At 72.5% G+C, this 25,301-nt stretch carries 18 protein-coding genes; 9 read left to right on the top strand and 9 right to left on the bottom strand.

The window, feature by feature from the left end; genetic code table 11:
- Positions 1 to 64 precede the first annotated feature (64 nt).
- The 3 genes from ACFY8U_RS35600 to ACFY8U_RS35610 form a co-directional block, all read right to left on the bottom strand.
- Entirely contained in the window at positions 65 to 1,582 is a 1,518-nt protein-coding gene (locus ACFY8U_RS35600; RefSeq protein WP_389576261.1) for a DUF5719 family protein, read from the bottom strand.
- A complete protein-coding gene (locus ACFY8U_RS35605; RefSeq protein ID WP_389576262.1) occupies positions 1,579 to 5,322 on the bottom strand; it encodes a glycosyltransferase family 2 protein in 3,744 nt (1,247 codons plus the stop codon). The genes ACFY8U_RS35600 and ACFY8U_RS35605 overlap by 4 nt, the downstream gene beginning before the upstream one ends.
- Before the next feature lie 171 nt (positions 5,323 to 5,493).
- Positions 5,494 to 5,757, bottom strand: a complete 264-nt coding sequence (locus tag ACFY8U_RS35610) for a WhiB family transcriptional regulator (RefSeq protein WP_015033978.1) — start codon at positions 5,755 to 5,757, stop codon at positions 5,494 to 5,496.
- A gap of 702 nt (positions 5,758 to 6,459) precedes the next feature.
- On the opposite strand from ACFY8U_RS35610, the gene ACFY8U_RS35615 reads away from it, so the two are divergent.
- From ACFY8U_RS35615 to ACFY8U_RS35625, 3 genes are all read left to right on the top strand, one after another.
- Positions 6,460 to 6,969, top strand: a complete 510-nt coding sequence (locus ACFY8U_RS35615; protein ID WP_361609094.1) for a cysteine dioxygenase family protein — start codon at positions 6,460 to 6,462, stop codon at positions 6,967 to 6,969.
- A gap of 68 nt (positions 6,970 to 7,037) precedes the next feature.
- Positions 7,038 to 7,994: a 2-phospho-L-lactate transferase gene (gene cofD / locus ACFY8U_RS35620; protein ID WP_389576263.1), complete on the top strand. Its 957-nt coding sequence runs from the start codon at positions 7,038 to 7,040 to the stop codon at positions 7,992 to 7,994.
- On the top strand, positions 7,991 to 9,409 hold the full coding sequence (locus ACFY8U_RS35625; RefSeq protein WP_389576264.1) for a coenzyme F420-0:L-glutamate ligase: 1,419 nt from the start codon (positions 7,991 to 7,993) through the stop codon (positions 9,407 to 9,409). Before cofD ends, ACFY8U_RS35625 begins: the two co-directional genes overlap by 4 nt.
- 10 nt (positions 9,410 to 9,419) lie before the next feature.
- Here the strand turns inward: ACFY8U_RS35625 and ACFY8U_RS35630 are convergent, their stop codons facing one another.
- The 3 genes from ACFY8U_RS35630 to ACFY8U_RS35640 all read right to left on the bottom strand — a co-directional run bounded on the left by ACFY8U_RS35630 (position 9,420) and on the right by ACFY8U_RS35640 (position 13,432).
- A complete protein-coding gene (locus ACFY8U_RS35630; RefSeq protein WP_389576265.1) occupies positions 9,420 to 10,424 on the bottom strand; it encodes a DNA-3-methyladenine glycosylase family protein in 1,005 nt (334 codons plus the stop codon).
- Positions 10,425 to 10,849: 425 nt separating this feature from the next.
- Positions 10,850 to 11,932: a sugar phosphate nucleotidyltransferase gene (locus ACFY8U_RS35635; protein ID WP_389576266.1), complete on the bottom strand. Its 1,083-nt coding sequence runs from the start codon at positions 11,930 to 11,932 to the stop codon at positions 10,850 to 10,852.
- Positions 11,933 to 12,046: 114 nt separating this feature from the next.
- Positions 12,047 to 13,432 (bottom strand): peptidoglycan recognition protein, encoded by a 1,386-nt coding sequence (locus ACFY8U_RS35640; RefSeq protein WP_389576267.1) that lies wholly within the window; start codon positions 13,430 to 13,432, stop codon positions 12,047 to 12,049.
- Positions 13,433 to 13,569: 137 nt separating this feature from the next.
- Here ACFY8U_RS35640 and ACFY8U_RS35645 point away from each other — a divergent pair, with 137 nt between their 5' ends.
- The 4 genes from ACFY8U_RS35645 to ACFY8U_RS35660 all read left to right on the top strand — a co-directional run bounded on the left by ACFY8U_RS35645 (position 13,570) and on the right by ACFY8U_RS35660 (position 20,354).
- Complete coding sequence (locus ACFY8U_RS35645; protein WP_389576268.1) at positions 13,570 to 14,322, top strand: TIGR03089 family protein; 753 nt, start codon at positions 13,570 to 13,572, stop codon at positions 14,320 to 14,322.
- Positions 14,323 to 15,319: 997 nt separating this feature from the next.
- On the top strand, positions 15,320 to 16,468 hold the full coding sequence (locus tag ACFY8U_RS35650; protein ID WP_389576269.1) for an LCP family protein: 1,149 nt from the start codon (positions 15,320 to 15,322) through the stop codon (positions 16,466 to 16,468).
- A 246-nt stretch (positions 16,469 to 16,714) separates the two neighbouring features.
- On the top strand, positions 16,715 to 18,478 hold the full coding sequence (locus ACFY8U_RS35655) for an LCP family protein (protein WP_389576270.1): 1,764 nt from the start codon (positions 16,715 to 16,717) through the stop codon (positions 18,476 to 18,478).
- A 109-nt stretch (positions 18,479 to 18,587) separates the two neighbouring features.
- A complete protein-coding gene (locus ACFY8U_RS35660) occupies positions 18,588 to 20,354 on the top strand; it encodes an LCP family protein (RefSeq protein WP_389576271.1) in 1,767 nt (588 codons plus the stop codon).
- A gap of 84 nt (positions 20,355 to 20,438) precedes the next feature.
- On the opposite strand, the gene ACFY8U_RS35665 is transcribed toward ACFY8U_RS35660, so the two are convergent.
- The gene (locus ACFY8U_RS35665) at positions 20,439 to 21,449 is read right to left on the bottom strand and encodes a glycosyltransferase family 2 protein (RefSeq protein ID WP_389576272.1); all 1,011 of its coding nucleotides are present in this window, start codon (positions 21,447 to 21,449) and stop codon (positions 20,439 to 20,441) included.
- Between the two features lie 273 nt (positions 21,450 to 21,722).
- On the opposite strand from ACFY8U_RS35665, the gene ACFY8U_RS35670 reads away from it, so the two are divergent.
- Positions 21,723 to 23,111: an LCP family protein gene (locus ACFY8U_RS35670; RefSeq protein WP_389576273.1), complete on the top strand. Its 1,389-nt coding sequence runs from the start codon at positions 21,723 to 21,725 to the stop codon at positions 23,109 to 23,111.
- Between the two features lie 35 nt (positions 23,112 to 23,146).
- Here ACFY8U_RS35670 and ACFY8U_RS35675 read toward each other — a convergent pair whose 3' ends face one another.
- The gene (locus ACFY8U_RS35675) at positions 23,147 to 23,704 is read right to left on the bottom strand and encodes an acyl-CoA thioesterase (RefSeq protein WP_260230172.1); all 558 of its coding nucleotides are present in this window, start codon (positions 23,702 to 23,704) and stop codon (positions 23,147 to 23,149) included.
- A 119-nt stretch (positions 23,705 to 23,823) separates the two neighbouring features.
- On the opposite strand from ACFY8U_RS35675, the gene ACFY8U_RS35680 reads away from it, so the two are divergent.
- The gene (locus ACFY8U_RS35680; RefSeq protein ID WP_361609116.1) at positions 23,824 to 25,116 is read left to right on the top strand and encodes an LCP family protein; all 1,293 of its coding nucleotides are present in this window, start codon (positions 23,824 to 23,826) and stop codon (positions 25,114 to 25,116) included.
- A gap of 89 nt (positions 25,117 to 25,205) precedes the next feature.
- Here the strand turns inward: ACFY8U_RS35680 and ACFY8U_RS35685 are convergent.
- Positions 25,206 to 25,301: acyl-CoA dehydrogenase family protein (locus ACFY8U_RS35685; RefSeq protein WP_157849844.1), on the bottom strand; the 96-nt coding region annotated here is incomplete at its 5' end.

Consider the following 25,301-nt stretch of genomic DNA (forward strand, 5'->3'; position numbering starts at 1 on the left):
CGCATGGGGTACCGGGGGCCGCCGGGGTGTCCGGGGTCGGTTCCGGCTACCGAGCGGCGGGTGTTCAGTCGTCCAGGACCGACAGGTCCTGCTTCGCCGTCGGCACCTCGACCGTGCCCCGGTCGTCGAGCAGGGTCTGGACCGTGAACATGGGGATGCCGTCGTCGGGGAGGGCCAGCATGCGGGCCGCGTGGACCGGGCCGCCCGAGACCGGTTCGACCGTCACGGCGTAGGAGCCCTTGAGCCCGGCCGGGACCAGTTCGGTCACCTTCACCGTCGTCCCCTCCTTGACCGTGACGGTCTTGGAGACCGGCGTGCCGCCCCCCGTACCGGCCGAGGCGGTGACCTTGACCTGGGCCGTGGAGCCCGGCGCCGTCAGCGTGAGCGTCGAGCCGGCGGCGCGGTTGTCGGCGACGGTGGCGCGGGAGCCGATCGCCGCGGTGGCCGGGATGTACGCGACCTCCTGCTTGTCGCCCTTGCCGCGCACGACGCGCAGGGCGGCGACGAAGGGGGCGGACTTCTTGGCGTCCGAGGGCGTGAGGAGCAGCGCGCCGACTTCGCCGCGGGTGAGGTCCGGCAGGTCGACGGCCGCGGTCATGCCCGACTTCACGTGCAGGGCCTCCGCGCTCGCCGGGACGATCGTGCCCGCCTCGCCGACCAGCTGGATCTTCAGCTCGGCGTCGTCCTCGCCAGGTGCGTACGCCACCAGGCGCACCGAGGTCGCGTCGGACGGGATGCCGGGCAGGACGGCGGTGCCGGCCGGGTCGGCGGAGGCGGGGAGCCAGTCGCTGCCGAGCTTGTCGTCGGCCGAGCCGATGACCGCGCCGACCCGGCCGCTGCGGGTGGTGACGTGGACGGTCACGTCGGCCGCCGGGGCCGCGCCGGTGAGCGTGGAGAGCAGCACGGGGACGGTGGAGTGGGCCGGGACGGGGATGCCGTCGGGCAGCTGTGACGCGAGTTCGCCCTCGGCGCCGTAGAGCTGGATGTCGGCGACGGCGGCGGTGTCGTCGGGGTTGGTGAGGTGGACGTAGTCCTGGCGCTGCTTGGCCGTGGAGGCGGCCGGGAACCAGAAGTCAGTGTCGGGGGCGGTGCAGGTGACGCCGAGCAGGCCGCGCGCGCCGCCCGCCGGGACGACGGTGGTCTGCTGGACCGTCCAGCCTGGGGCGAGGCTGCCGGTGGCCGAACCGGCCAGGGCGGGGGCCGTGCCGCCGTTCGCCTCGGCGGCGACGGGCTTGCCGGGCTCGGTGACGGTGGCCGGAGCCTTCGCGGCCGCGGGCTTCTTCGCCGTGCTTCCCCCGGGGGTGGCGGCGGTCGCGGCGGCCTTCAGTTCGGCCTTGGCGGCGGTCCCGGCCTTGGCGGAACCGCTGCCGGTGGCACCCGGGGTGTACGAGGTGTAGTCCGTCTCGGCCACCTCGGACGTGGTGGGCGCCGGGCACAGCAGGCTGGAGCGTTCCACGGGCAGCTTCGCGGGGGCCTTGGCCCCCGCGGTCGCGGTGCCGTCGGGCGCGGTCAGTGCGGCGAAGCCGGTGACGGCGGCGAGGGCGGTGGCGACCGCGATCAGGGAGAGGGTGGGGCGCTTCACTGGTTGCTGCTCCCGTCGGGACGCTGCTCGGTCTCGTAGCCGTAGGTGTACGGGTCGTACGTCTGCTGCTGGTCGTAGCCCTGCTGCTGGTCCTGCTGCTGGTACTGCTCGTACTGCTGCGGGTCGTAGCCCTGCTGGGGGTCGTAGCCCTGCTGGGGGTACTGCTCGTACTGCTGCTGGTACGGGTCGGTGCCGTACTCGGCGTACTGCTGGGGCTGGGCGTAGTAGCCCTGCTGGGCGTACTGGTCCTGCTGCTGGTGCTGGTCCGGCTGCTGGTGGTCCTGGTGCTGCTCCGGCCAGTCCGCAGCGGCGTACGTCTGCTCCTGCGGTACGGGGTGGGGAACGGGCTCGGGGTCCTCGTAGCCGTGCCCCTGCCCCTGCTCCTGGTCCTGGTATCCCTGCTCCTGCTCCTGTGCGGCGTCGGCGGCGGCCTCGGCCTCCGCCGCTGCGCGCAGGCGGCGGGCACGGCGGCCGTCGCCCTCCATGGCCTGGGCGGGGATGGCGACTTCCTCCTCGGGCAGGTCGTCGTCGATCTCGCGGCGCCGCCCCGGCAGGGCGAGGACGAGCAGGACGACGGCGAGGCCGACCTGGGCCCAGATCCACAGGGTGTGGGCGAGCGGCTGGTCGTACGTGAGGTCGAGCCTGCCGCCGTCTGCGGGGAGTTCGAAGCCCTGCGCCCAGCCGTCGACGGTGGTCTTCGTCAGCTCCTTGCCGTCGAGGGTGGCGGTCCAGCCCTCGTCGGCGCGGTCGGCGATGCGCAGGACGCGGCCCGCGGGGCCGGCCGGGATCTTCGTGTGCGCCTCGACGGGGCCGGCGGCGACGGCGACCGGCGTGGCCGCCGCGTCGGCGGCCTTCGCCGCGTCGGCGGTCGCGTCGGCCGTCTTGCCCGCGTCCGTGGTCTTCGCCGCAGGGACGATGGTGGCGCGGGCGACGACACGCTCGCGGTCGACGGTCCACAGGGCGCTGCCGTCGAGCTGGCTGAGCCGGCTGAGGCCGGGGGTGGCGTCGAGGACGCGGCTCATCTGGCGCGGCGCCCCGTCCCGTACGAGGACGTACCGGATCGCGAAGCCGCTGAGCTCCTCGGTCTGGTCGGCGCCCGAGCCGGCCACCAGGTGTGCGACGACCTTGTCCAGGCGGGCGTCGCTGCCGCCCGCGGCGGCCAGTTCGGCGTCGCCGAGACGGCCGCCGGAGCCGCGGACCAGGGTGTACGAGACCTCGCCGGGCGAAGTGCCGCCCAGGACGAGGGTGCGGGGCTGGTCGTCGGTGTCGCTCTCCTCGGCGACGAACGCCGGGACCTGGACCGGGTCGCGCCGGGTCAGCGGGCCGTCGGCGCCGCCGATCATCCATCCCGTGGCGGCCACGACCGGGCCGAGGGCGGCGGCGAGCGCGATGAGCGCGGCGACCGGCTGGCGCCAGCCGAAGCCGTGCGCGGCGACGCGGGTACGTCCGTACTCGGCGCCGATCATGCCGGCGGCGAGCAGCGCCGCGCCGTAGACGAGGGTGGCGGGACCCGCCCAGCCGGTGCCGCCCGCTCCGTTGGAGAGCGCGGCGAAGAGGAGGCCGACGAGGGCGACGGTCCAGGCGGCGCCGACGGCGAACCGGCGCTCTTCACGCAGCAGTCCGGCCAGTGCGGCGAGCACGATGCCGATGAGGAGGAGGCCGCCGGTGGTGCCCGGGCCGCCGGGGCTGATCCCGAGCAGGTCGAGGGCGGAGGCCGTGCCCGTACGGATGTCGAGTCCGGCCTCGCGCAGGAAGGCGGAGGGGCTGGTCAGCAGGGAGAGCGACCAGGGGGCGAGGACGAGGACCGGGGTGCCGACGGTGGCGAGGAAGCGCAGACCGTAGGCGGTGATGTCGTCGCGGCGCAGGACGAGCACGGCGATGCCGAGGACGACGGCGAGCGGCCACACGATCGGCGTGAACGCCATCGTGAAGGTGAGCAGGAAGGTGTACGCCCAGGTGGCGCGCCAGCTGCCGCGGGCGCCGCCGGGGCCGCCGGTGAGGCCGTGGGCGGCGACGGCGGCGCGGGCGATGAGCGGCAGCAGGATCGCGAGGACGGCGGTGCCGAGGCGGCCGGCGGCGAGCGCGCCGGTGGCGGCGGGCAGGAAGGCGTACGCGATCGCGCCCCAGGCGCGCAGCAGCGGGGACTCGACGATCGGCCGGGCGGCGAAGTAGGCGGTGAAGCCGGCCAGCGGGACCGAGCAGACGAGCAGCACGGTGAGCGCGAAGGAGGTGGAGCCGAGGAAGAGGGCGGAGAGTCCGGCCAGGACGGCGAGGTAGGGCGGTGCGGTCTGGGTGCCGCCGGTACCGAGGGCGTGCCAGCTGTCCGCGTACCGTCCCCAGAGCTCGGAGACGGTGTCGGGGGCGGGCAGCAGGGTGCCGCCGGCGAGCGCGCCGCCGCCGTACAGGCCGCGGCAGGCCACCACGGAGACGATCAGGAGCAGGGCGAAGAGGACGGGCCCGGGCTTGCGGGCGATCTTCTTCAGCCGGGCGAACTGCTCGATCTCCAGGAACTCGGCGTCGTCGCCGCCGGGTCCGGATTCGACCGCGCCGTGGCGCGATCCGCCGGAATCGGCGTCGGAGCCGCCGAAGTTCGCGACGATCTGTTCGGCGGTGGCGCGGACGGTGGCGCCGGGCGGCGGGAAGAGCGCGCGGAGTTCACTCGCGGGCACCGCGGGGTTCTTGCGGCGTCGGCGCGCGGCGAGGATCTTCTCGGGGCGCAGCAGGGTGGCGAAGAGGCCCATGACCTCGTCCACGGCCTGGCCGGGGACCTTGCCGACGAGGTAGGCGAGGGTGCGCAGGAGGGTGCCGAGGATCAGCCGGATCAGGACGTACGGCAGGGCGGCACCGCGGCTGTTGGCGAGGAGGGTGTAGACGGCGCCGGCCTTGTCGACGCGGTGCGGGTTGGCGACGGAGCGGCCCGCGCAGTCGACGGTGCGGCGTTCGCGGGCGGAGGCCTCGGCGTGCCGCAGGACGGCGTCGGGGGCGACGAGGACGCTGTGGCCGGCGGTGTGGGCGCGCCAGCACAGGTCGACGTCGTCGCGCATCAGGGGCAGGCGCCGGTCGAAGCCGCCGAGCTCCTCGAAGACATCGCGGCGGATGAGCATGCCGGCGCTGGAGACGGAGAGCACGGAGCGGACCTGGTCGTGCTGGCCCTGGTCCTGTTCGCGCCGGTCGAGGCCGGTCCAGCGGCGGCCGCTGCGGGCGATGGAGACGCCTGCCTCGAGCAGCTGCCTGCGGTCGTACCAGCCGCGGAGCTTGGGTCCGACGACGGCCGCGTACGCGTCCGAGTCGGCGACGCGCAGGAGTTCGGCGAGGGCGTCGGGCTCGGGGGCGCAGTCGTCGTGGAGCAGCCAGAGCCACTGCACGGGCTCGCCGTGCGGGAGTTCGGGCAGGTCGTAGGCGTCGTCGCTCCAGGTCCTGCTGACCGGGTCCCAGCCGCTGGGCCTCTTGAGATAGGTGAGTTCCTCGGGTCCGAGCACGGGCGCGGTGCGGGCGGCCTCCTCGACGGCGGCACCGAAGCCCGTACGGCGTGCGAGGTGCAGCACGCGGTCGGCGCCGATCGCGTCGGCGAGCAGCTGCGCGGAGTCGTCGGCGCTGCCGGTGTCGGCGGCGACGACGTTCTGCACGGGTCGTTCCTGGGCGAGCAGCCCGGCGAGGGCGTCCGGCAGCCAGCGGGCGCCGTCGTGGGCGACGAGCACGGCGGTGACGACGTGTCGCGGAAACTCAGGAGTTGAGGACATCGAGGTACGGGCCCTCCGGCCGGGGGTCGCCCGCGGGGGGCGTGGGTACGTCTCGGACGGGGCCCCACACTAACGGCTGCCAAGAAAAGGGTCCGCCTCCTGTGGACAGAGCACAGGAGGCGGACCGTTCGATGTGTACGGGTGTGCGTGGTTCGGCGGGTGGGACGCCGGTCAGACGGCCGCCTTCTTCAGGCGACGGCGTTCGCGTTCCGACAGACCGCCCCAGATACCGAATCGTTCGTCGTTCTGCAGGGCGTACTCCAGGCATTCGGAGCGGACCTCACAGGCGAGACAGACCTTCTTGGCCTCGCGGGTCGAGCCGCCCTTCTCGGGGAAGAAGGACTCGGGATCGGTCTGGGCGCACAGCGCGCGCTCCTGCCAGCCGAGTTCCTCGTCCGCGTCCTCGACCAGCAGTTCCTGGAACAACTCGGTCATGTGCGCCCCTCGTCTGTTCTTTGCGTCCCCGTGATGTTGCCGTTACCGATTCCGGCCGAACGACACGAGTGAAATTACAAGTTCGTGCTCTGTGCGAGTCAAGCCGGAATCTGCTATTGGGTCCGGTATTCACTCTGCGGAACCAAGGCTATGCGGAAAGTGTTCAAATCACCAAAAACCTGACACATGCCACTGGCCTGGCCGCACCGTCCTCTCTCACAGAGAGAGACGCCCGAAGCGTGGATCTTGTTGCGACCTCGCCGCGGAAGCGATCCGGATCACAGTCTGATCACGGGACCCCAGCCGCGTTTAGGGCACGGCTGTTGCGCCATGTGTCCCGGTCAGGGGCTGCACAAACCTTTCTCCGGACGCTGTAACCGGATGAGGTGAAACATTACCCCCAAAACGGGCATTGAGTTGACAGTCGGGTGCCCCTCCCGTCACCTTTGATGCCATGCCAGCGACCTCAGCGCCCTCCGCGACCCACGCCCGTGGGTACCGCAGCGCTGTCCAGGCGCGCTGTTGCTGTTGCTGTTCCAGCTGTTGATGCCCCCGAGCTCCAGCGCCTTCTCTCCGCGTAGCCCGCGGTGCCCCGCGTGACCCGCTGCACCGCCCCTCGCACGACCCTCGCACCACCTCCTTGCACGACTTCTGCGTGACCCCCGCCACGACTTCTGTTACTGCCGAGGAACCACCGCACCCATGAACAGCGACAGCGACCTTCAGATCGCCGGCGACATCCTCGAGGTCCAGCACCTCCTGCAGCCCGCCCGCGAGCACCCCGCCACCGTGGCCGACTTCGTCGGCCTCGCGCGCTCCATCGCCGCCGACCGCGCGCAGTGGGCCCCGCACGTCGAGTACGACGCCACCACGCGCTGGTACCACCGGCTGCGCACCGGACCCGGCTACGAGGTCTGGCTGCTCTCCTGGGTACCGGGCCAGGGCAGCGGCCTCCACGACCACGGCCGGTCGTCGGGCGTACTGACCGTCCTGGAGGGCGAACTGACGGAGCGTACGGAGCGGGGTGTGCGGAAGCTCGACGGGGGTGCGACACGGGTCTTCGCGCCGGGGTACGTCCACGAGGTCGTCAACGACTCCCTCGAACCGGCGGTCAGCCTGCACGTCTACTACCCCGGCCTCACCGAGATGCCCATGCACGAGTCCCGGCAGGCGCAGTGCGCCCCCGCGCCCCAGGATGTCGTACCGGCCTGACAGGCCGCCCTCCCGTCACGCGACCACCGCCCCTCAAAGGATCAGGCCGCGCCTGACAGACTGTCCGCATGCGCATTGTGGTTCTGGCCGGTGGCATCGGTGGTGCCCGCTTCCTTCGCGGCCTCAAGCAGGCCGCGCCGGACGCGGAGATCACGGTCGTCGGCAACACCGGTGACGACATCCATCTCTTCGGGCTGAAGGTCTGCCCGGACCTCGACACGGTGATGTACACCCTCGGCGGTGGCATCAACGAGGAGCAGGGCTGGGGCCGGGAGGGCGAGTCCTTCACGGTGAAGGAGGAGCTCGCGGCGTACGGGGTGGGGCCCGAGTGGTTCGGCCTCGGCGACCGCGACTTCGCGACGCACATCGTCCGTACGCAGATGCTGGGCGCCGGCTATCCGCTCAGCGCGGTGACCGAGGCGCTGTGCGCACGCTGGCAGCCGGGCGTTCGGCTGCTGCCGATGTCCGACGACCGCGTCGAGACGCACGTCGCCATCGAGGTGGACGGCGAGTCCCGGGCCGTGCACTTCCAGGAGTACTGGGTGAAGCTGCGGGCTTCCGTGGACGCCCGGGCCGTGGTGGCCGTCGGAGCGGAGGCCTCGAAGCCCGCGCCGGGCGTCCTGGAGGCCATCGCCGAGGCGGACGTCATCCTCTTCCCGCCGTCGAACCCGGTCGTGTCGGTCGGCACGATCCTGGCCGTGCCGGGCATCCGCGAGGCGATCGCCGAGGCGGACGTGCCGGTGGTCGGCCTCTCCCCCATCGTCGGCGACGCGCCCGTGCGGGGCATGGCCGACAAGGTCCTCGCGGCGGTGGGCGTGGAGTCCACGGCGGCGGCGGTGGCGCTGCACTACGGCTCGGGGCTGCTCGACGGGTGGCTGGTCGACACGGTCGACGCGGGCGTCGTCGAGGACGTCGAGTCGGCGGGGATCCGCTGCCGGGCGGTGCCGCTGATGATGACGGACCTGGACGCGACGGCGGCGATGGCGCGCGAGGCGCTGGCGCTGGCGGAGGAGGTCCGGGGATGACGGGTCCTGCGGACGGCGGGGCGGACGGCTCCGGCGCGGAGGGCTCGGACGTGGAGGGGTCGGCTACGGGCGGCTCCGGCGCGGAGGGCCACGCCGTGAGCGGCTCCGGTGCGGAGGGCTTGGGCGGGTATCGGGTCTGGGCGCTTCAAGGGGTGCCTGAGGTCCGGGGTGGGGACGATCTCGCCAAGCTGATCGCTTCCACCTCCCCCGGTCTCGAGGACGGAGACGTCCTGCTCGTCACCTCCAAGATCGTGAGCAAGGCCGAGGGCCGGGTGATCGCCGCCGACGACCGGGAGGAGGCGATCGACGCCGAGACGGTACGGGTGGTGGCGCGGCGCGGCGCCCTGCGGATCGTCGAGAACCGGCAGGGTCTCGTCATGGCCGCGGCCGGGGTCGACGCCTCCAACACCCCCGCCGGCACCGTCCTGTTGCTGCCCCTCGACCCGGACGCCTCGGCGCGCGCGATACGGGACGGGCTGCGCGACGCGCTCGGCGTCGACGTCGGTGTCGTCGTCACGGACACCTTCGGGCGGCCGTGGCGCAGCGGTCTCACCGACGTGGCCATCGGCGCCGCGGGCGTGCGCGTCCTCGACGACCTGCGCGGCGGCACGGACGCGTACGGCAATCCGCTCAGCGCGACGGTCGTCGCCACCGCCGACGAGCTCGCCGCCGCGGGCGACCTGGTCAAGGGCAAGGCGAGCGGGCTCCCGGTGGCCGTCGTCCGCGGTCTGCCGCACGTCGTGGACGCATCCGCCGACGAGGGCGCCCGGGCGCTGGTGCGCGGCGCCGCCGACGACATGTTCCGGCTCGGGACCTCCGAGGCGATCCGGGAGGCGGTGACCTTGCGGCGTACCGTCCGGGAGTTCACCGACGAGCCGGTCGACCCGGGCGCGGTACGGCGTGCGGTCGCCGCCGCCGTCACGGCTCCGGCGCCGCACCACACCACGCCGTGGCGGTTCGTGCTCCTGGAGTCGGAGTCCTCACGCACCCGGCTCCTCGACGCGATGCGCGACGCGTGGATCGCGGACCTGCGCCGGGACGGCAGGTCGGAGGAGTCCGTCGCCAAGCGCGTCCGCCGCGGCGACGTGCTGCGGAACGCCCCGTACCTCGTCGTGCCCTGCCTCGTCATGGACGGCTCGCACCACTACGGCGACCCGCGGCGCGACGCCGCCGAACGCGAGATGTTCGTGGTCGCGACGGGCGCGGGCGTCCAGAACTTCCTGGTGGCGCTGGCGGGTGAGCGGCTGGGCTCGGCGTGGGTGTCCTCGACGATGTTCTGCCGCGATGTCGTACGGGACGTCCTCGGGCTTCCCGCGGACTGGGACCCGATGGGCGCGGTGGCCGTGGGTCACGCCGCGGCGCCGCCGAAGGACCGGCCGGCGCGACAGGCGGGGCAGTTCATCGAGGTGCGGTAGCGCGCCGGCCTCAGAGCGCCGCGATGTTCCCCGGGGTCATCCGGGGTGCGCGGCGCGGGGGGACGCGGCCGCTGAGGAGGATGAGGCGGGCCGCGCGGTGGCGTTGGCCCGCGTACGGGGCGAGGAGTTCGAGCATCGCCGCGTCGTCGGTGGTCCGGTCGCCCGCGAGGGCGTACCCGACGATCGACGGCAGGTGGTAGTCGCCGACGGACACCGCGTCCGGGGCGCCGTTGCTGCGCTGGATCGTCTCGGCCGAGGTCCAGGGGCCGATCCCGGGGATCAACTCCAGGCGCTGCTGGGCCAGTTCGGGTTCCATGGCCGCCGCCTCCTCCATGCGGCGGGCGACCTTCACCGCGCGCAGGATCGTGGCGGCGCGCTTGTTGTCGACGCCCGCGCGGTGCCACTCCCAGGACGGGATGAGCGACCAGGTGCGGGCGTCGGGCATCACGTGGAGGCGGTGGCCTTCGGGGCCGGGGGCGGGCTCGCCGTACTTCCGTACGAGCAGGCGCCAGGCGCGGTACGCCTCGTCCGTGGTGACCTTCTGCTCCAGGATCGAGGGGATCAGCGACTCCAGCACCAGGCCGGTGCGGGTCAGCCGGAGGCCGGGGCGGGCGCGGTGCGTGGCGGCGAGGAGGCGGTGGCGGGGGGCGAAGGCTTCCGGGTCGTCGTCGGCGCCGAGCAGTTGCGGGAGGCGGCCGAGGAGCCAGTCCGCGCCGGGGCCCCAGGCCTCGGCCTCCGCCGTGCCCTGGCGGAGGGCGACCCGGAGCGTGCCGGGGCCTTCCGGGGTGCGGGCGGAGCGCCAGACGGAGCCGTCGGGGGTCGTACGGAAGGTGGGGTCGGCGGGGCCGCGGCGGAGGGGGCCGAGGGTGAGGCCGAGGTCGGTGGGGGCGGCGGGGGTCCAGCGGCGGGCCGCCCCGGAGACGGGGCCGGGTGTCCGCGCGGCGGGTACGGGGACGTGGCCGCCGCGCACGGTGGTGCGGGTGGTGGAGGTGGGGGGTGTGAAGCGGCCGGCCATGTGTATGAGCGTATCCGGCCACCGGGCGGGCGGGCCTGACATGCGCACCGCCCCGTGCGCGCCGCCGGGCGGACGGGGCGGACACCCGGGCGCACACGTGCCCCGGGCGCACGGGGCCGACACCCATGGCGCACGGGGCGCCGGGCCGACGGGGCCGAGACCCGGCGCGCACGGAGCGCCGGGCCGACGGGCGGACACTCGGGCGCCGGGGCGGGGGCCGGGCGCGGGGCCGCCGGGGCGGGGGCCGGGCGCCGGGCCGACGGAGCCGACACCCGGCCCCGTGGCAGGCGGACCTGCGGGACGGACACCGCCCCGTGAGCCATGGGCGCACGGGGCGGACGCGCCGCCAGGACGCCGTCACGTGTGACCGCGCGGGGCGGGGTGGGTGGGTAGCGGGGCGGGCCCCGCCCACGCGGCGGCGGGGCCTACTGGTCCGACGAGAAACGGATCGCGCCCGCGGGGAGCGTCGCGTTGCACCAGACACGGACACCTTCGCGGAGTTCGTTGTCCGGGCCCACCTGCGCGCCGTCTCCGATGACCGCGCCCGTCAGGACCGTGCGGGCACCGATGCGGGCGCCCGCGCCGATCAGGGAGTCGGTGATCACCGCACCCGGTTCGACCACCGCGCCGGCGTGGAGCGTCGAGCCCGCGATGCGGGCGCCCTCGCCGACGACCGCGTCCGCGCCCACGACCGTACCGCCCGTGAGCTTGGCGTCCGGGGCCACACGAGCCGTCGGGAGGACCAGGCGGTCGCCGCAGCGGCCCGGGACCGCCGGGGACGGAGCGCGGCCGAGGACCAGGTCCGCGGAGCCCCGCACGAAGGCCTGGGGGGTGCCGAGGTCGAGCCAGTACGTGGAGTCCACCAGGCCCTGGAGATGCGCTCCCGTGGCGAGGAGCTCGGGGAAGGTCTCCCGCTCCACCGAGACCGGGCGGCCGGCCGGGATGGTGTCGATGACCGAGCGGCGGAAGACGTAGGCCCCCGCGTTGATCTGGTCGGTGACGATCTCCTCGGGCGTCTGCGGCTTCTCCAGGAACGCGGTGACCCGTCCGGTCGGGTCCGTCGGGACCAGGCCGAACGCCCTCGGGTCGTCGACCCGGGTCAGGTGGAGCGAGACGTCCGCGCCCGAGGAGTCGTGCGTGGCGACCAGGGCCTGGATGTCCAGGCCGGTCAGGATGTCGCCGTTGAAGACGAGGACCGGGTCGTCCGGGCCGGAGTGCAGGCGCGAGGCGACGTTGCGGATCGCGCCGCCCGTGCCGAGCGGCTCCTCCTCGGTGACGTACTCCAGGCTGAGCCCCAGCGACGAGCCGTCCCCGAAGTACGGCTCGAAGACCTCGGCCAGGTACGAGGTGGCGAGCACCACGTGCTCGACACCCGCGGCCCTGGCCCGTGCCAGCTGGTGCGTCAGGAACGGCACACCCGCCGCGGGGACCATCGGCTTCGGGGTGTTCACCGTCAGTGGGCGTAGCCGTGTGCCCTTGCCACCGACCAGGAGGATCGCTTCTGTCACCTGTCGTCTCTGCTTCCTGTCCGGGGCCGGTCTCATCGCCCGTCACGTGCGTCGTTCGCTCGTCCGGGCGATATGACCGGTCAGTTTATGCAGATGGTCGGACCGGCGACCGCATCACCGCCCCTGGTACTTCGCGGACGCGGTGCGAGCGGTGCCGAGCTTGCCGTAGAGGCGGGCGCCGGGGCAGGCCGTTGAGTAGCCGTCACGGTGTCCCGCGATGGAGTTGAATTTGACCTTCTTGCCCTTTTTGTACTTCCCGCCGGCGGAGACGAGCGTCGTCTTCCCCTTCGGATTCACCCCGTGCAGCCCGAGCTTCCACGCCGTCAGCCTCGCGACGGCGGTGACGACGGCGGCCGGCGGAGTCGTCGAACTGTAGGTGCCGAGGACGGCGATGCCCATGCTGTTGGTGTTGAAACCGAGCGTGTGGGCGCCGTGGACCGGCTTGGCCACGCCCCCGGCGCGGCCTTCGTAGATGTTTCCGCACTTGTCGACGGCGAAGTTGTAGCCGAAGTCACGCCAGCCGCTGCTCTGGGTGTGGTAGCGGTAGATACTGCGGAGGACGGAGGGCGCCTGCCTGCAGGTGTAGTTGTTGCCCGTCGCGCTGTGATGGACGAAGGCCGCCTTGACCGCCTTGGTGTAGACGAAGCCCTTCTCGCGCAGACGCTCGTCGGCGCCCCAGCCCTTGCGCGTGATGATCTTCGGGCGCGGTCCGATGTACGGCTTCGCCGCGGCGGCGGCCGGGATCGCCGCCGTACCGACCGAGGCGAGCTGGGCGTTCACGGAGGCGGCCGCCGCCTCCTCGACGGTCGGCGCCCGGTGCACCGCCCGCGCCCCATGGGCCAGCCCCGCACGGGGCTCGGGCCCCGGGTCCGCGGCCGGTTCAGGGCCGGGGTCGACCAGCTCGATACGGAGCCCTTCCGGAAGGGCTTCCGCCACCGCCGCCGCGATGTCGTCCTGACGGTCCGGCTGTACGCGGACCTCGACGCCGTCCGAGTCGCCCACCCACAGCGGCGCGGTGGCCCCGCGGAGCGCGCCCCGCGCGGCTTCGGGCGTGCCGGGATCGGCTCCGTGATCGTCGTTGTGGATCTCCACGTCCTGCCACGCGGACCACTCCGCACTCCCGGTCGCCCGGGTGCGGACCTGGACCGTGCCGTGGAGGTGGTCCTGGGCGTCGTCCCAGACGACGCCCACGAGGGAGAAGGGTCTGACGTCCCGTCGGGTCAGGCCCTGCGCCCCGCCGGAGGCACCGGCGCCGCCGATGGCCCGGCGGCCGTCGCCGAGGGGAGCGAGCGGCAGGGACTGGGTGGAGCCGGCGACGTCCGCCTCCGAGGTGACGGCCGGTGACGTCGTGTCCCGGGCGCCGGGATCCATGGAGGGTGGCGCCGTCGGCGCGGCGGACGCGCCCGGTGGCAGCGCCGCCGCGGGGGTCGCGAGGGAGATCGGAAGGGCGAGCGCCGTCGCGCACGTGACGGCGATGGAGGTGGCGAGGTAGGCACGCATGAGGCGATCGTCCTTATGCCCGGGGGGTTCCGCTCGGCGGAATCAGGCACGGAAACTGACGGCCCGTCGGTCCGACCGGAGGACGACGTCACCGGTACGGGGGGTCCCCGCGCCCCTCCCCGCGTACCCTTGCCCGCGTGAACGCCAGCGACCGCACCCCCGCCGACCTGCTGCGATCCGCGCTCGCCGCGGATCCCGCCCGCCCCTTGGTCACCTTCTACGACGACGCCACCGGTGAGCGCGTCGAATTGTCCGTGGCCACCTTCGCCAATTGGGTGGCCAAGACGGCCAATCTCCTCCAGGGGGAGCTGTCCGCCTCCCCCGGCGACCGGCTCGCGCTGCTGCTGCCCGCGCACTGGCAGACCGCGGTCTGGCTGCTCGCCTGCTCGTCCGTCGGTGTGACCGCGGAGTTCGGCGGGGACCCGGCCGACGCCGACTACGTGGTCGCGGGACCGGACACGCTCGATGCGGGCCTGGCCTGCTCGGGAGACCGGATCGCGCTCTCCCTCGCACCTTTGGGCCGCCGCTTCCCGGCCGCGCCCGCCGGGTACGCGGACTACGCGGTCGAGGTGCCGAGCCAGGGTGACCGGTTCGCCCCGTTCGTCCCGGTGGACGCCGATGCCCCGGCTCTCCTGGTGGACGGTACGGAACTGACGGGCGCCCAGCTCGTCGAGCGGGCCCGCGCGGACGCCGATGCGCTGGGCCTCGCCCCTGGGTCGCGCCTGCTCTCGGGACGTTCGTACGACACGTGGGACGGGCTCTCCGCCGGGCTGTACGCACCGCTGGCGGCCGGCGGCTCCGTCGTCCTGTGCCGGAACCTGGACCTGCTGGCGCCCGAGGCGCTCGAGAAGCGGGTGGAGAGCGAACGCGTCACGACGACCGCCGCGTGACGGGCGGCGGGTGACCGCCGGACGGCCGCGGCGTGCCTGCCCGCCGCGGTACGACCGCCACGTGACCGGCGACACGTGACCGGGCGTCGAACGACCGCCGGTCGGCCACGGCCACGGACGGCGGCCCGGTCGGCGCCGACCGCCGCGCGGCTCGGTGACTGACCGGGCGTCGAACGACGGCCGCCGCGCGGCAGGCGGCGCGTGAGGGGCAGCCGAACGGCGCCCCCGCGCGACCGGCACGCGGTACGGCCGCCGCGCGGCCCGCGACGCGTAACCGGCGAGCGCCCGGCGGCGCAACGACGACGCCTTGCAGGCCGCAGCCACGGACGCCCGGCGGCGCGGGCCGACGGCCGGGCGGCGAAGCGCCGCATCACGAGCCGCCGCGCAGCGGTCGTCGCTTGACGTCCTCGCCGACGACCGCCCTCAGGCGGCGGCCGGCCGAGGACCCATCGCGCCTGACTCGCCGCCGGGCGGGCGAAGTCGCGCATCACGAGCCGCCGCCCGACCGAACGCCACGCAGCGGCTCGCCGCCTGACACCCCCGGCCGGCGCCCGCCTCACAGGCGGCAAGCCACCGCCGCGCGGGCCGACGGCCGGGCGGCGAAGCGCCGCATCACGAGCCGCCGCGCAGCGGTCGTCGCATGACCGCCCTGGCCGCAGCCACGGACGCGCGGGCCGTGAAGCGGCGCATCGTGGGCCGTCGCGCGGCGGGCGTCGCGTGACGTTTCCGCCGGCGGCCGCCGAGGACCGGTCGCGCGTGGCCCGCCGTCGCGCGGCGGGGTCTCGTGCGGCGAGCCGCCGCGACACCCGCCGCCCCGTGGGGCAAGCCGCTGACGTTCCACCCGTATGGCGCACCGACTCGCCGAGTCCTCGGGTCCGTGCGTCAACTCCGGGCCATGATCGGCGGGTACACACCCCCTCCCGCACAACCAGGCGCCTGGTTCGGCCGTCCTACTCTTCGAGCGGCGGCCCCGGGCGCGCCGACGACGCCGCGAAGGATGGACCCAGACGTGACGGACAGTCCCGGCACGCCCGCCGAACCGGAGGCCCCGCGCAAGCGCCACTGGCTGCGCTGGACGGCACTCGGGGTCTCGGTCGTCGTCCTCGCCGCCGCGGCTGTCGGCTGGTGGCTCTACCGCAAGCTCGACGGCAACATCACCACCGACACCGACGCCGCCGCCGAACTGCGCGAGTACGAGAAGGAGCGGCCCACCGCGGTCGCGATGGGCGCGAAGAACATCCTGCTCATCGGCTCCGACACCCGGACCGGCGCGGGCAACACCAAGTACGGCAGGGACAAGGGCACCCAGCGCTCCGACACCACGATCCTGCTGCACATCGCGGCCAAGCGGTCGAGCGCGACGGCCGTCTCCATCCCGCGCGACCTGATGGTGACCATGCCCAGTTGCCGCACTCCGGACGGAACGCGCACACGGGAACAATTCGCCCAGTTCAACTCGGCTTTCGAGATCGGTGGCACGGCCTGCACGATCCGTACCGTCGAGCGGCTGACCTCGGTCCGGATCGACCACCACATGGTGATCGACTTCCGCGGCTTCAAGAAGATGGTCGACGCCGTCGACGGCGTGGAGATCTGTCTGCGGGAGCCGATCGACGACAAGGACGCCAAGCTGAGGCTGCGCGCCGGTCGCCAGACGCTCAACGGTGAGCAGGCGCTGGGCTTCGTACGGGCCCGCAAGTCGCTGGGCAACGGGAGCGACACGGAACGCATGGACCGCCAGCAGCAGTTCCTGGGCGCCCTGGTCAACAAGGTGCAGAGCAATGGCGTCCTGCTGAATCCGACCCGCCTGTACCCGGTCCTGGACGCGGCGACGAAGTCGATCACGACCGATCCGGGTCTTGACTCGCTGCGGGATCTCTACGACCTGGCGCGGTCGATGCGTTCGGTGCCGACGGAGAAGGTGCAGTTCCTCACGGTGCCGCGACGGCCGTACTCGTACAACGCGAACCGGGACGAACTCGTACAACCTGCTGCGAGTCAGCTCTTCAAGCGGCTGCGCGAGGACAAGCCCGTCACCGTGGAGTCCGGGGAGAGCACCGAGGAGCCGGCCACCGCGAACTCCCCGAATCCCGTGCCGACACCGACCTTCGCGGGGCGCAACGCGGCGGACGGTGCGTGCGCCTAGGGGTGGGTGAGTAAAGGAGCGTCCAAGGAGTTGGAGGGGAAGAGGGTGGCGGAAGAGGTTTGGGCAAATTGCCCAGTTGTAAGGGGCGTGGAATTTGTCACGGACGTCGCCCCACGCTGAACTGGGCGGATAGTGTGACGCGATCCGGTGCTACCGACCTCGTGGTCGCGCACTCAACGGATCGAACGACCGAGCGCCCATCGGGGGAGGCGCCTCGCGTGGCACCGACGGAGGATTCAAGTAACCGTGGACGCGCACAGCCGTGGACAGGCGGATGAGATCGACCCCGCCGACCAGTGGGTCCTCAACCCGCGGACGGGCAACTACGAACTGCGACTGAACCACTCCGCTGGGCAGTCGGCACCGCAGTCCCATCCCCGCGGCGCGACCACTCCGGGCCCGAGATCCGCGGAGGGCTCCCGCTCGGCCGAGGGCTCCCGCACCGACCGGCGTTCCCGTACGACCGGGGCGCCGACCGAGGCGCCCGTCCCCGGCCAGCGCCGCCGTCGTGCCCCCGAGGGCCCCGGCGGGGGGCAGCCGCAGCCGGGCCCGGGCCGCCGTAAGCGCAAGCCCGCGAAGTCCCGCAAGAAGAAGGTCCTGCTGTGGACCGGCGGGACGATGGCGCTCGTGCTCGTGGCCGGCGGTGTGGGCGCCTACGCGTACTACGAACACCTCAACGGGAACATCAACAAGGTCGACGTGGTCGGCGCCGAGAGCACCGGCTTCAAGAAGGACCAGGCCGTCAACATCCTGCTGATCGGCACGGACAAGCGGACCGGTGACGGCAACGAGGGCTACGGCGACAAGAACAGCCCCGGCCACGCCGACACCACGATCCTCTTCCACGTCTCCAAGGACCGGACGAACGCCACGGCGATGTCCATCCCGCGCGACCTGAAGACCGAGATCCCCGAGTGCCAGACGAAGATGCCGGACGGCACCATCAAGACCATCCCCGGCCAGGCCGACGAGCGGTTCAACGTCAGCCTCGGCCAGTCCGACCGTGACCCCGGCTGCACGATGCGTACGGTCAAGAAGCTCACGGGGCTGACCGTCGATCACTTCATGATGGCCGACTTCAACGCCGTCAAGGAGCTGACCACGGCCGTCGGCGGTGTGAAGGTCTGCCTTGTCAAGCCGGTCAAGGACAAGGACTCCAAGCTCGACCTGCCGGCCGGCGAGTCGACGATCGAGGGCGAGCAGGCCCTCGCCTTCGTCCGTACGCGCCACAGCTTCGGCAACGAGAGCGACCTGGACCGGATCAAGGTCCAGCAGCAGTTCCTCAGCTCGATGATCCGTCAGATGAAGTCGGACGAGACCCTGACCAGTCCGGGCAAGCTGCTCGACCTCGCCGAGGCGGCCACCAACGCGCTCACCGTCGACTCCGGCATAGGAAGCATCGGGAAGCTCAAGTCCCTCGGCGAGGAGCTCGCCAAGATCGACGCGAAGAACATCACGTTCACGACCCTCCCGGTCATCGACAACCCGGCCGAGAAGATCAAGGCGACGGTGGTGCCCGACCCGGTCAAGGCGCCGCAGCTCTTCGCGAACCTGAAGTCCGACATCTCGCTCACCGAGGTGAAGAAGAAGCAGCAGGACGCCAAGAACGCCCAGGCCGCCCTGTTGAAGGGCGACCGGTCCACGGCGCGCGAGGTGCGCGTCGACGTCTACAACGGCAGCGGGATCCAGGGCGCCGCCCAGTCGACGATCAACTGGCTGCAGGTCGAGCAGGGCGTCACGAGGTCCACGAACAAGAGCAACGCCCCTGAGAAGGCGGCGAAGACCACGCTCGAGTACGCACCGAACCAGGCCGATCAGGCCCGCAAGCTGGCGGACCTGATGGGTCTGCCCGCCACGGCTCTCAAGCCGGGCACGCAGGACGCCGAGGAGCTCGCACCCATGACGCTCGTCCTCGGCTCCGACTTCAAGGGGGCGGGGGTGCCCCTCACCGGTCCGGCAAAGGCGCCGGAGGGTGCGCAGACCGCAGACAAGAAGGTGTGCGCCCAGTGACCCGGTAACACCGGGGCCGCGGCGCATTCCTGAGACGAGGGGACCAGGGGTGGGACAGAACAGCGTGCGTGGGGAGGGGACGCGGGGACGCGTTCCGCACGCCCGTGATTTGGGCTGGGACGAGACGCTCTACGGTGACGAGGCCGAGGGGACCTCGCACACCGGAGCGACGTCCGAAGGAGCCAGGTCCAAGGGGGCCAGGTCCGAAGGGGCCAGGCGCCGCGGGACCAGGGGCGGCGCGTCGGCGACCGGCGCATCCGCCGCCGGTGGGGACAAGGGCGCCGAGGACCGGGCCGACGGCGCCACGAGCGGCGGTGGCGCCGGCGAAGGCCGCGCGAACCACCGGCGCAAGGGGCCGCGCAGACGGGCCAAGAAGAGCGGTAAACGCAAGGTGCTGCGCTGGGTAGCCGCGACCCTGTCGCTGCTGATACTCGGCACGGCGGCGGCCGGTTACCTGTACTACCAGCACCTCAACGACAACCTCCGCGGCGGCAGCCGCGCCGGCGGCGACAGCGGGGTGAAGAAGGCCGCGCCGAACGCGCTCGGCGACACTCCGCTCAACATCCTGCTGATCGGCTCCGACAGCCGCGCCGACGCCAAGAACGTGGCGCTCGGCGGAGGCAAGAACGAGCGGGACCGCAAGCCGCTCGCCGATGTGCAGATGCTGCTCCACATCTCGGCGGACCGCAAGAACGCCAACATCATCTCGATCCCCCGGGACACGGTCGTCCCGATCCCGGCGTGCAAGGACGAGAACGGCACGCCGTACGCCGCCACGACCAACCGGCCGATCAACGAGACGCTCTCGCGCGGCGGCCCGGGCTGCACCCTCACCACCTGGGAGAGCCTCACCGGCGTCTACATCGACCACTGGATGATGGTCGACTTCGCGGGTGTCGTCGCGATGGCCGACGAGGTCGGCGGCGTTCCGGTCTGTGTGAAGACCGGCGTCCACGACAAGTCGACCAGGCAGCAGAAGGGCGGTTCCGGGCTGAAGCTGAAGGCGGGAACCACCGAGGTCAAGGGCGAGCAGGCCCTCCAGTGGCTGCGCACCCGGCACGCGTTCGGCAGCGACCAGAACCGCGCCAAGGCCCAGCACATGTACATGAACGGCATGATGGAGAAGCTCCAGAGCCAGAACGCCTGGACCGACACCGGACGCCTCATGGGTCTGGCCGAGACCGCCACGCAGGCTCTCCAGGTCTCGGACGAGATCAAATCGGTGTCGAAGCTCTTCGACCTGTCGATGCAGCTCAAGAACGTGAAGCTCGACCGCCTCACGACGGCGACGGTCCCCACGGCCGAGTGGTCGCAGGACCGGAACAAGCTCGTCCTGGTGCAGAGCGCCGCCGACAAGATGTGGTCGATGCTCCGCGACGACGTCGCCTTCGACAAGAACGGCGACCCGGCCGACGCCAAGCCGTCCGCCTCGGCGAAGCCGAAGGGCCCGACCGCGGGCGCGCCCGGGACGCTCGCCGTCACGGTGGTCAACGGCACCGCCGGGGACGGCCTGCCGCCCACGGAGGGACGGGCCCGCACGATGGCCGAGGCCCTGACGGGCAAGGGCTTCACCCAGGCGGAGTCCTCGAAGACCGCCGAGCCCCGCAAGGACACCGTGGTCAAGTACCCGAAGTCGGCCGGAGACCAGGGCAAGGCGGACGCGCTGTCCGTGGCCAAGGCGCTCGGTCTGCCCGACTCGGCCGTCCGGGCGGACGCCAAGGCGGAGAACATCACCCTCGTCGTCGGCGCGGACTGGCGCCAGGGCGCCACGTACAAGCAGCCGAAGCAGGAAGCCGGTGACCTGCCGGAGGGCGCGGACGACAAGGTGGAGTGCATGGACGTCTACAGCGTCTACAAGTGGGACGGCAAGAGCTGACGCTCCCGCGCACTCGGCGTACGAGAACGGCGACGCCGGGCCCCGCAGGGGGACCCGGCCGTCGCCGTGTGCGTGACGGACGCGTCAGACCTTCGTGGCCGGCACCGACGGGCGGCGGCTCGCGATGACCTTCCTCGCGAGGGCGCGCGGGCTCGTCAGGAAGCCGTAGCCCCAGGACATGTGCATCGTCGCGAGGGCCACCGGGATCTGGAGGCGCGCCTTCAGCGGGAGCCCCTTGCCCGCCGGGAGCGAGCCCGCGGTGATCGCGGCCAGGTATCCGGCCGGGACCAGGAAACCGAGCGGGGTGAGGAACGCGCCCACCACCACGCCGGCCGCGATCGCGCAGACGGCGGTCGGCGGGGCGAGGTAGCGGAGGTTGATCGAGCCCTGGTGGTAACGGGCCACGACATGGCGCCAACGGCCGTAGTCCTTGTACTGCTTCGCCAGCGCGCGCACGCTCGGCCGCGGGCGGTACTGGACGCGCAGCTCGGGCGAGAACCAGATCAGGCCGCCCGCCTCGCGGATCCGGAAGTTCAGCTCCCAGTCCTGGGCGCGGATGAACTCGACGTTGTAGCCGTCCTGCTGCTCCAGCGCCTCGCGGCGGAAGACGCCCAGGTACACGGTCTCGGCCGGTCCCGCCTCGCCGCCGGTGTGGAAGGCCGCGTTGCCGACGCCGATCTTCGAGGTCATCGCGGCGGCGACCGCGTGCTCCCAGTCGTTCTCGCCCTCGGCGTGCATGATGCCGCCGACGTTCTGCGCGCCCGTCTCCTCCAGGAGGCGGACGGCGGTCGCGATGTAGTTGGGCGACAGCATGCCGTGGCCGTCGACCCGCACCACGATCGGGTGGCGGGAGGCCTTGATCGCCGCGTTGAGGGCGGCGGGCGTACGGCCCGTGGGGTTCGGCACGGTGTGAACCCGCGGGTCTTCTCGTACGAGCTCGGCGGCGATCTCGTCGGTGCGGTCCGTGGACGGGCCGAGCGCGATCACCACCTCCATCTCGCCGTCGTACTCCTGCTCGAGGATGTGACGGACCGAGTTGCGCAGGTGCCGTTCCTCGTTGAGGACCGGCATGATCACGGAGACGGGGGGCTGCATGGAATCCTCGGGGGTCCGGGGGTCGCACCCCGGGAGACAGCAGTATCGGCGGCCACGTTACCGCGAATGGGGGACACGAAGCGCGTCACGCGGACCGCCGCACCCTTGCGCTGATCGTATGGGCCTACGGTGCTCACGGCTCCCTTTGTCCTGTCCCACCCGCGGAGGTGTCCCCCGGTGCCCACACCGCCCCGCGCGCCCCGCCGCAGGCCGGCCGCCCGTCCCGTACCGGCGGCCCGCCGCGTCAGACGGGCCGAGCGGCCCCGGTGGGGGATGCGGATGGCGACGACCCTGTCCGTGCTCGTCCTCGGCGCCGGCGGGATCGGCCACGCGCTGGTCACCGGCCTGGACACCGGGATCGACCGGGTCGACCCGTTCAAGGACATGAAGAACCGCCCCCAGGGCGGGCACGGCATGAACGTGCTGGTCGTGGGCACGGACGGGCGGGACAACCTCACCAGGCAGCAGCGCAAGGCGTACCGGCTGGGCGGGGCGCCCTGCCGTTGCACGGACACCGTGATGCTCGTGCACATCAGCGAGGACCGGGAGCGGGCGAGCGTGGTGAGCCTGCCGCGTGACTCGTACGCCGAGATGCCCGCGCATGTCGACACGAACACCGGGAAGCGCCACGAGGCGCACCCGGTGAAGCTGAACGCCGCGTACGCCGAGGGCGGGCCCGGGCTGACGGTCCGGACCGTCGAGAACATGACGGGCATCAAGATCGACCACTATCTGGAGGTCGACTTCACCAGCTTCATGAAGACGGTGGACGCGGTCGGCGGGGTGGAGATCTGTACGGCGCGGCCGATGAAGGACAAGTACACCGGCCTCGACCTGGCCGCCGGGCCGCATCAGCTGAACGGCGGGCAGGCGCTGCAGTACGTGCGCTCGCGCCATGTCGACGGGGCGGCGGACATCGGCCGGATGCAGCGCCAGCAGCGGTTCCTCGCGGCGCTGATCGACCGGGTGACGAGCAGCGGGGTGCTGCTGAACCCGGTGCGGTTCCGGGAGGTGTCCACGACCATGCTCGGCTCGGTGCGGGCGGACCAGGGCTTCGGTACGGAGGAGTTGCTGGACCTCGCCAAGGCGATGCGGGGCTTCAACCCGGCGTCGTCGGAGTTCGTCTCCGTACCGCTCGGGGACGTGAGCTTCCCGGTGAAGGGGATCGGCTCGACGGTGAAGTGGGACGCCCCCAAGGCGCAGAAGCTCTTCCAGGCCCTGCGCGAAGACCGGCCGCTCGCGCCGGCGCGGCCGGCGGGGGCGAAGGCCGAGGCGAAGGACCGGCCGAGGGGGACGGTGGTGGACGTGGCGCCGAGGACGATCCGGGTGCAGGTCTACAACGGGACGCGGACGGACGGCCTGGGCCGCAAGGTGGACGACGCCCTGCGGGCCACCGGGTTCGACACGACGCGGGCGCCGCGCACCGGGGAGGGCCCGGAGGTACGGCGGACGCTGGTGGAGTACGACCCGCGCTGGGACCGCTCGGCGAAGTCGCTGGCGGCGGCGCTGCCGGGCGCGGAGCTGCGGCCGGTGAAGGGTCGCGGCAGGACGCTGCGGGTGGTGGCCGGTCTCGACTACAAGAGCGTCACTCCGGTGCGACCGGAGGAGACGCCCACCGGTGCGTTCGAGGCGGTCACGGGCGACCGGGTGGTCTGCTCGTAAGCCACCCGGCTGCACCGCGGCGCAGGTGCCTCGGGTCAGTCCTCGTAGCCCTCCGCCGCGCGGCGCTCCCGCAGCTCCTTGATCGCGCGGCGGCGGGCCAGTCGGTGGGTGCGGCGGATCTGGGCCTCCTGGTAGCGGCGCTTGTCCTTCTCCGTCTCGGGGACGACCGGCGGCACGCGGCGCGGCTTGCCGTCGGCGTCGACCGCGGCGAAGACCAGATAGGCGGAGCCGACCTGCTGGGCGGGGGTGGACTCGTTCCAGCGCTCGGCCATGACCCGCACGCCGACCTCCATCGAGGACCGGCCGGTCCAGTTGACCTGCGCCTTCACATGCAGCAGGTCGCCGACGCGCACCGGCTCCAGGAAGACCATCTCGTCCATGGACGCGGTCACGGCCGGCCCGCCCGAGTGGCGGCCCGCGACGGCGCCCGCCGCGTCGTCCACCAGCTTCATGATCACGCCACCGTGCACCGTGCCCAGGAGGTTCGTGTCGTGGCTCGTCATGATGTGGCTGAGGGTGGTGCGGGACGCGGAGGTGAGCTTGCCCGGAATGTCTTCCTCCGGGCGGTCCGTGCGCTGGGCCTGGTCTGTCATGCCCTCCACCTTATGCCGGGTCCCGGCCTCGTCCCCTTTGCATCAGCTTGGCAACAGCGCCGCCCCGATTCCCCACCCGCCCTGTCGGGCCCCGGTCGGCGGCCTGCACACTGGTCCGCATGAATGACTGGCCCGATGACAGCGGATACGGCCGCGGCGGCGCGAACTCGCAGCCCGAGGGCGCTCGCCGGATGCGCCATGTACAGCGCCCGCAGGTGCCCCAGCAGCCGCAGTACGACCCGCGGTACGACCAGGGCCAGGGACAGGGCCAGGGTTACAACCCGAACTTCACCCAGCAGCAGGCCACCGGTTACGACAGCGGCTACAGCACCGGCCAGGTCTACGGCGGCGGGCAGCAGGGCGGGGGCCGCGGCACCGTACCGCCGCAGCACGACCCCCGGTACGCGCCGCAGCCGGCCGGCCGCCCCGCCCCGGACTGGCGCCGCCGCATCAAGATCGGCTCCATCGTCCTGGTCGTCGCCCTGCTCGGCTGGAGCGTCGGCACCTACGCCTGGGCCAGCTCCCGGATGCGTAACGAGGTCGATCTCTCCAAGGTCATCGAGCGGCCGGCCGAGGGCGACTGCACGACCTATCTGATCGTCGGCTCCGACAGCCGTGAGGGCATGTCGGCCGAGGAGAAGAAGAAGCTGCACACCGGTTCCGCCGAGGGCAAGCGGACCGACTCGATGATGATCCTCGCGGCCTGCTCCAGCGGGAACACGATGATCTCGCTCCCCCGCGACTCCTGGGTCACCATCCCGTCCTTCGTCGGCTCGGAGTCCGGCAAGAAGTACGGGGCGCGCGGCGGCTCCAAGCTCAACGCGGCGTACGCGATGGACGGGCCGGAGCTCCTGGTCCGCACGGTCGAGTTCAACACCGGGCTGCGCATCGACCACTACGCGGAGATCGGCTTCGCCGGCTTCGCGAACATCGTGGACGCGCTCGGCGGTGTCGAGATGAACATCGAGAAGGGCTTCAAGGACAAGAAGTCCGGCGCCGACTTCCAGGCGGGCGAGCAGACCCTCAACGGCGAGCAGGCCCTCGCCTTCGTCCGTACCCGGTACGCGTTCGCCGAGTCGGACCTCGCGCGGACGAAGAACCAGCAGAAGTTCCTCTCCGCCCTGGCGAACCAGGCGGCGACGCCGGGCACGATCCTCAACCCGTTCACGCTCTACCCGACGCTGGGCGCCGGACTGGACACGCTGATCGTGGACAAGGACATGTCGCTCTACGACCTCGGCAAGATGTTCTTCGCGATGAAGGGCATCAGCGGCGGTGACGGGAAGTCGATGAACATCCCGATCTCGGGCAGCGCCCCGCAGGGCTCGCTGAAGTGGGACATGCCGAAGGTGAAGCAGCTGGTCTCGCAGATCCAGAACGACGAGAAGGTCACGGTCACGTCGGACCGCTGATCCGAGCCGTACGGACACGAGAAGGGCGCCCCTCCCGGACTTCGGAGGGACGCCCTTTCACGTAGTGCGTCCTACGCGAGGCCTGCGTCCTACGGGAGGTTGCGGGCCATGACGATGCGCTGGACCTGGTTGGTGCCTTCGTAGATCTGGGTGATCTTGGCGTCGCGCATCATGCGCTCGACGGG

This window comes from Streptomyces sp. NPDC012508 (assembly GCF_042902595.1).
Taxonomy (GTDB): domain Bacteria; phylum Actinomycetota; class Actinomycetes; order Streptomycetales; family Streptomycetaceae; genus Streptomyces.

Bases quoted from the DNA above. Each gene is read 5' to 3' on its own strand.
- ACFY8U_RS35605 (WP_389576262.1), bottom strand. From the start codon at position 5,322: ATGTCCTCAACTCCTGAGTTTCCGCGACACGTCGTCACCGCCGTGCTC.
- ACFY8U_RS35610 (WP_015033978.1), bottom strand. From the start codon at position 5,757: ATGACCGAGTTGTTCCAGGAACTGCTGGTCGAGGACGCGGACGAGGAA.
- ACFY8U_RS35615 (WP_361609094.1), top strand. From the start codon at position 6,460: ATGAACAGCGACAGCGACCTTCAGATCGCCGGCGACATCCTCGAGGTC.
- cofD (WP_389576263.1), top strand. From the start codon at position 7,038: ATGCGCATTGTGGTTCTGGCCGGTGGCATCGGTGGTGCCCGCTTCCTT.
- ACFY8U_RS35625 (WP_389576264.1), top strand. From the start codon at position 7,991: ATGACGGGTCCTGCGGACGGCGGGGCGGACGGCTCCGGCGCGGAGGGC.
- ACFY8U_RS35630 (WP_389576265.1), bottom strand. From the start codon at position 10,424: ATGGCCGGCCGCTTCACACCCCCCACCTCCACCACCCGCACCACCGTG.
- ACFY8U_RS35640 (WP_389576267.1), bottom strand. From the start codon at position 13,432: ATGCGTGCCTACCTCGCCACCTCCATCGCCGTCACGTGCGCGACGGCG.
- ACFY8U_RS35650 (WP_389576269.1), top strand. From the start codon at position 15,320: ATGGACCCAGACGTGACGGACAGTCCCGGCACGCCCGCCGAACCGGAG.
- ACFY8U_RS35665 (WP_389576272.1), bottom strand. From the start codon at position 21,449: ATGCAGCCCCCCGTCTCCGTGATCATGCCGGTCCTCAACGAGGAACGG.
- ACFY8U_RS35670 (WP_389576273.1), top strand. From the start codon at position 21,723: ATGCGGATGGCGACGACCCTGTCCGTGCTCGTCCTCGGCGCCGGCGGG.
- ACFY8U_RS35675 (WP_260230172.1), bottom strand. From the start codon at position 23,704: ATGACAGACCAGGCCCAGCGCACGGACCGCCCGGAGGAAGACATTCCG.
- ACFY8U_RS35680 (WP_361609116.1), top strand. From the start codon at position 23,824: ATGAATGACTGGCCCGATGACAGCGGATACGGCCGCGGCGGCGCGAAC.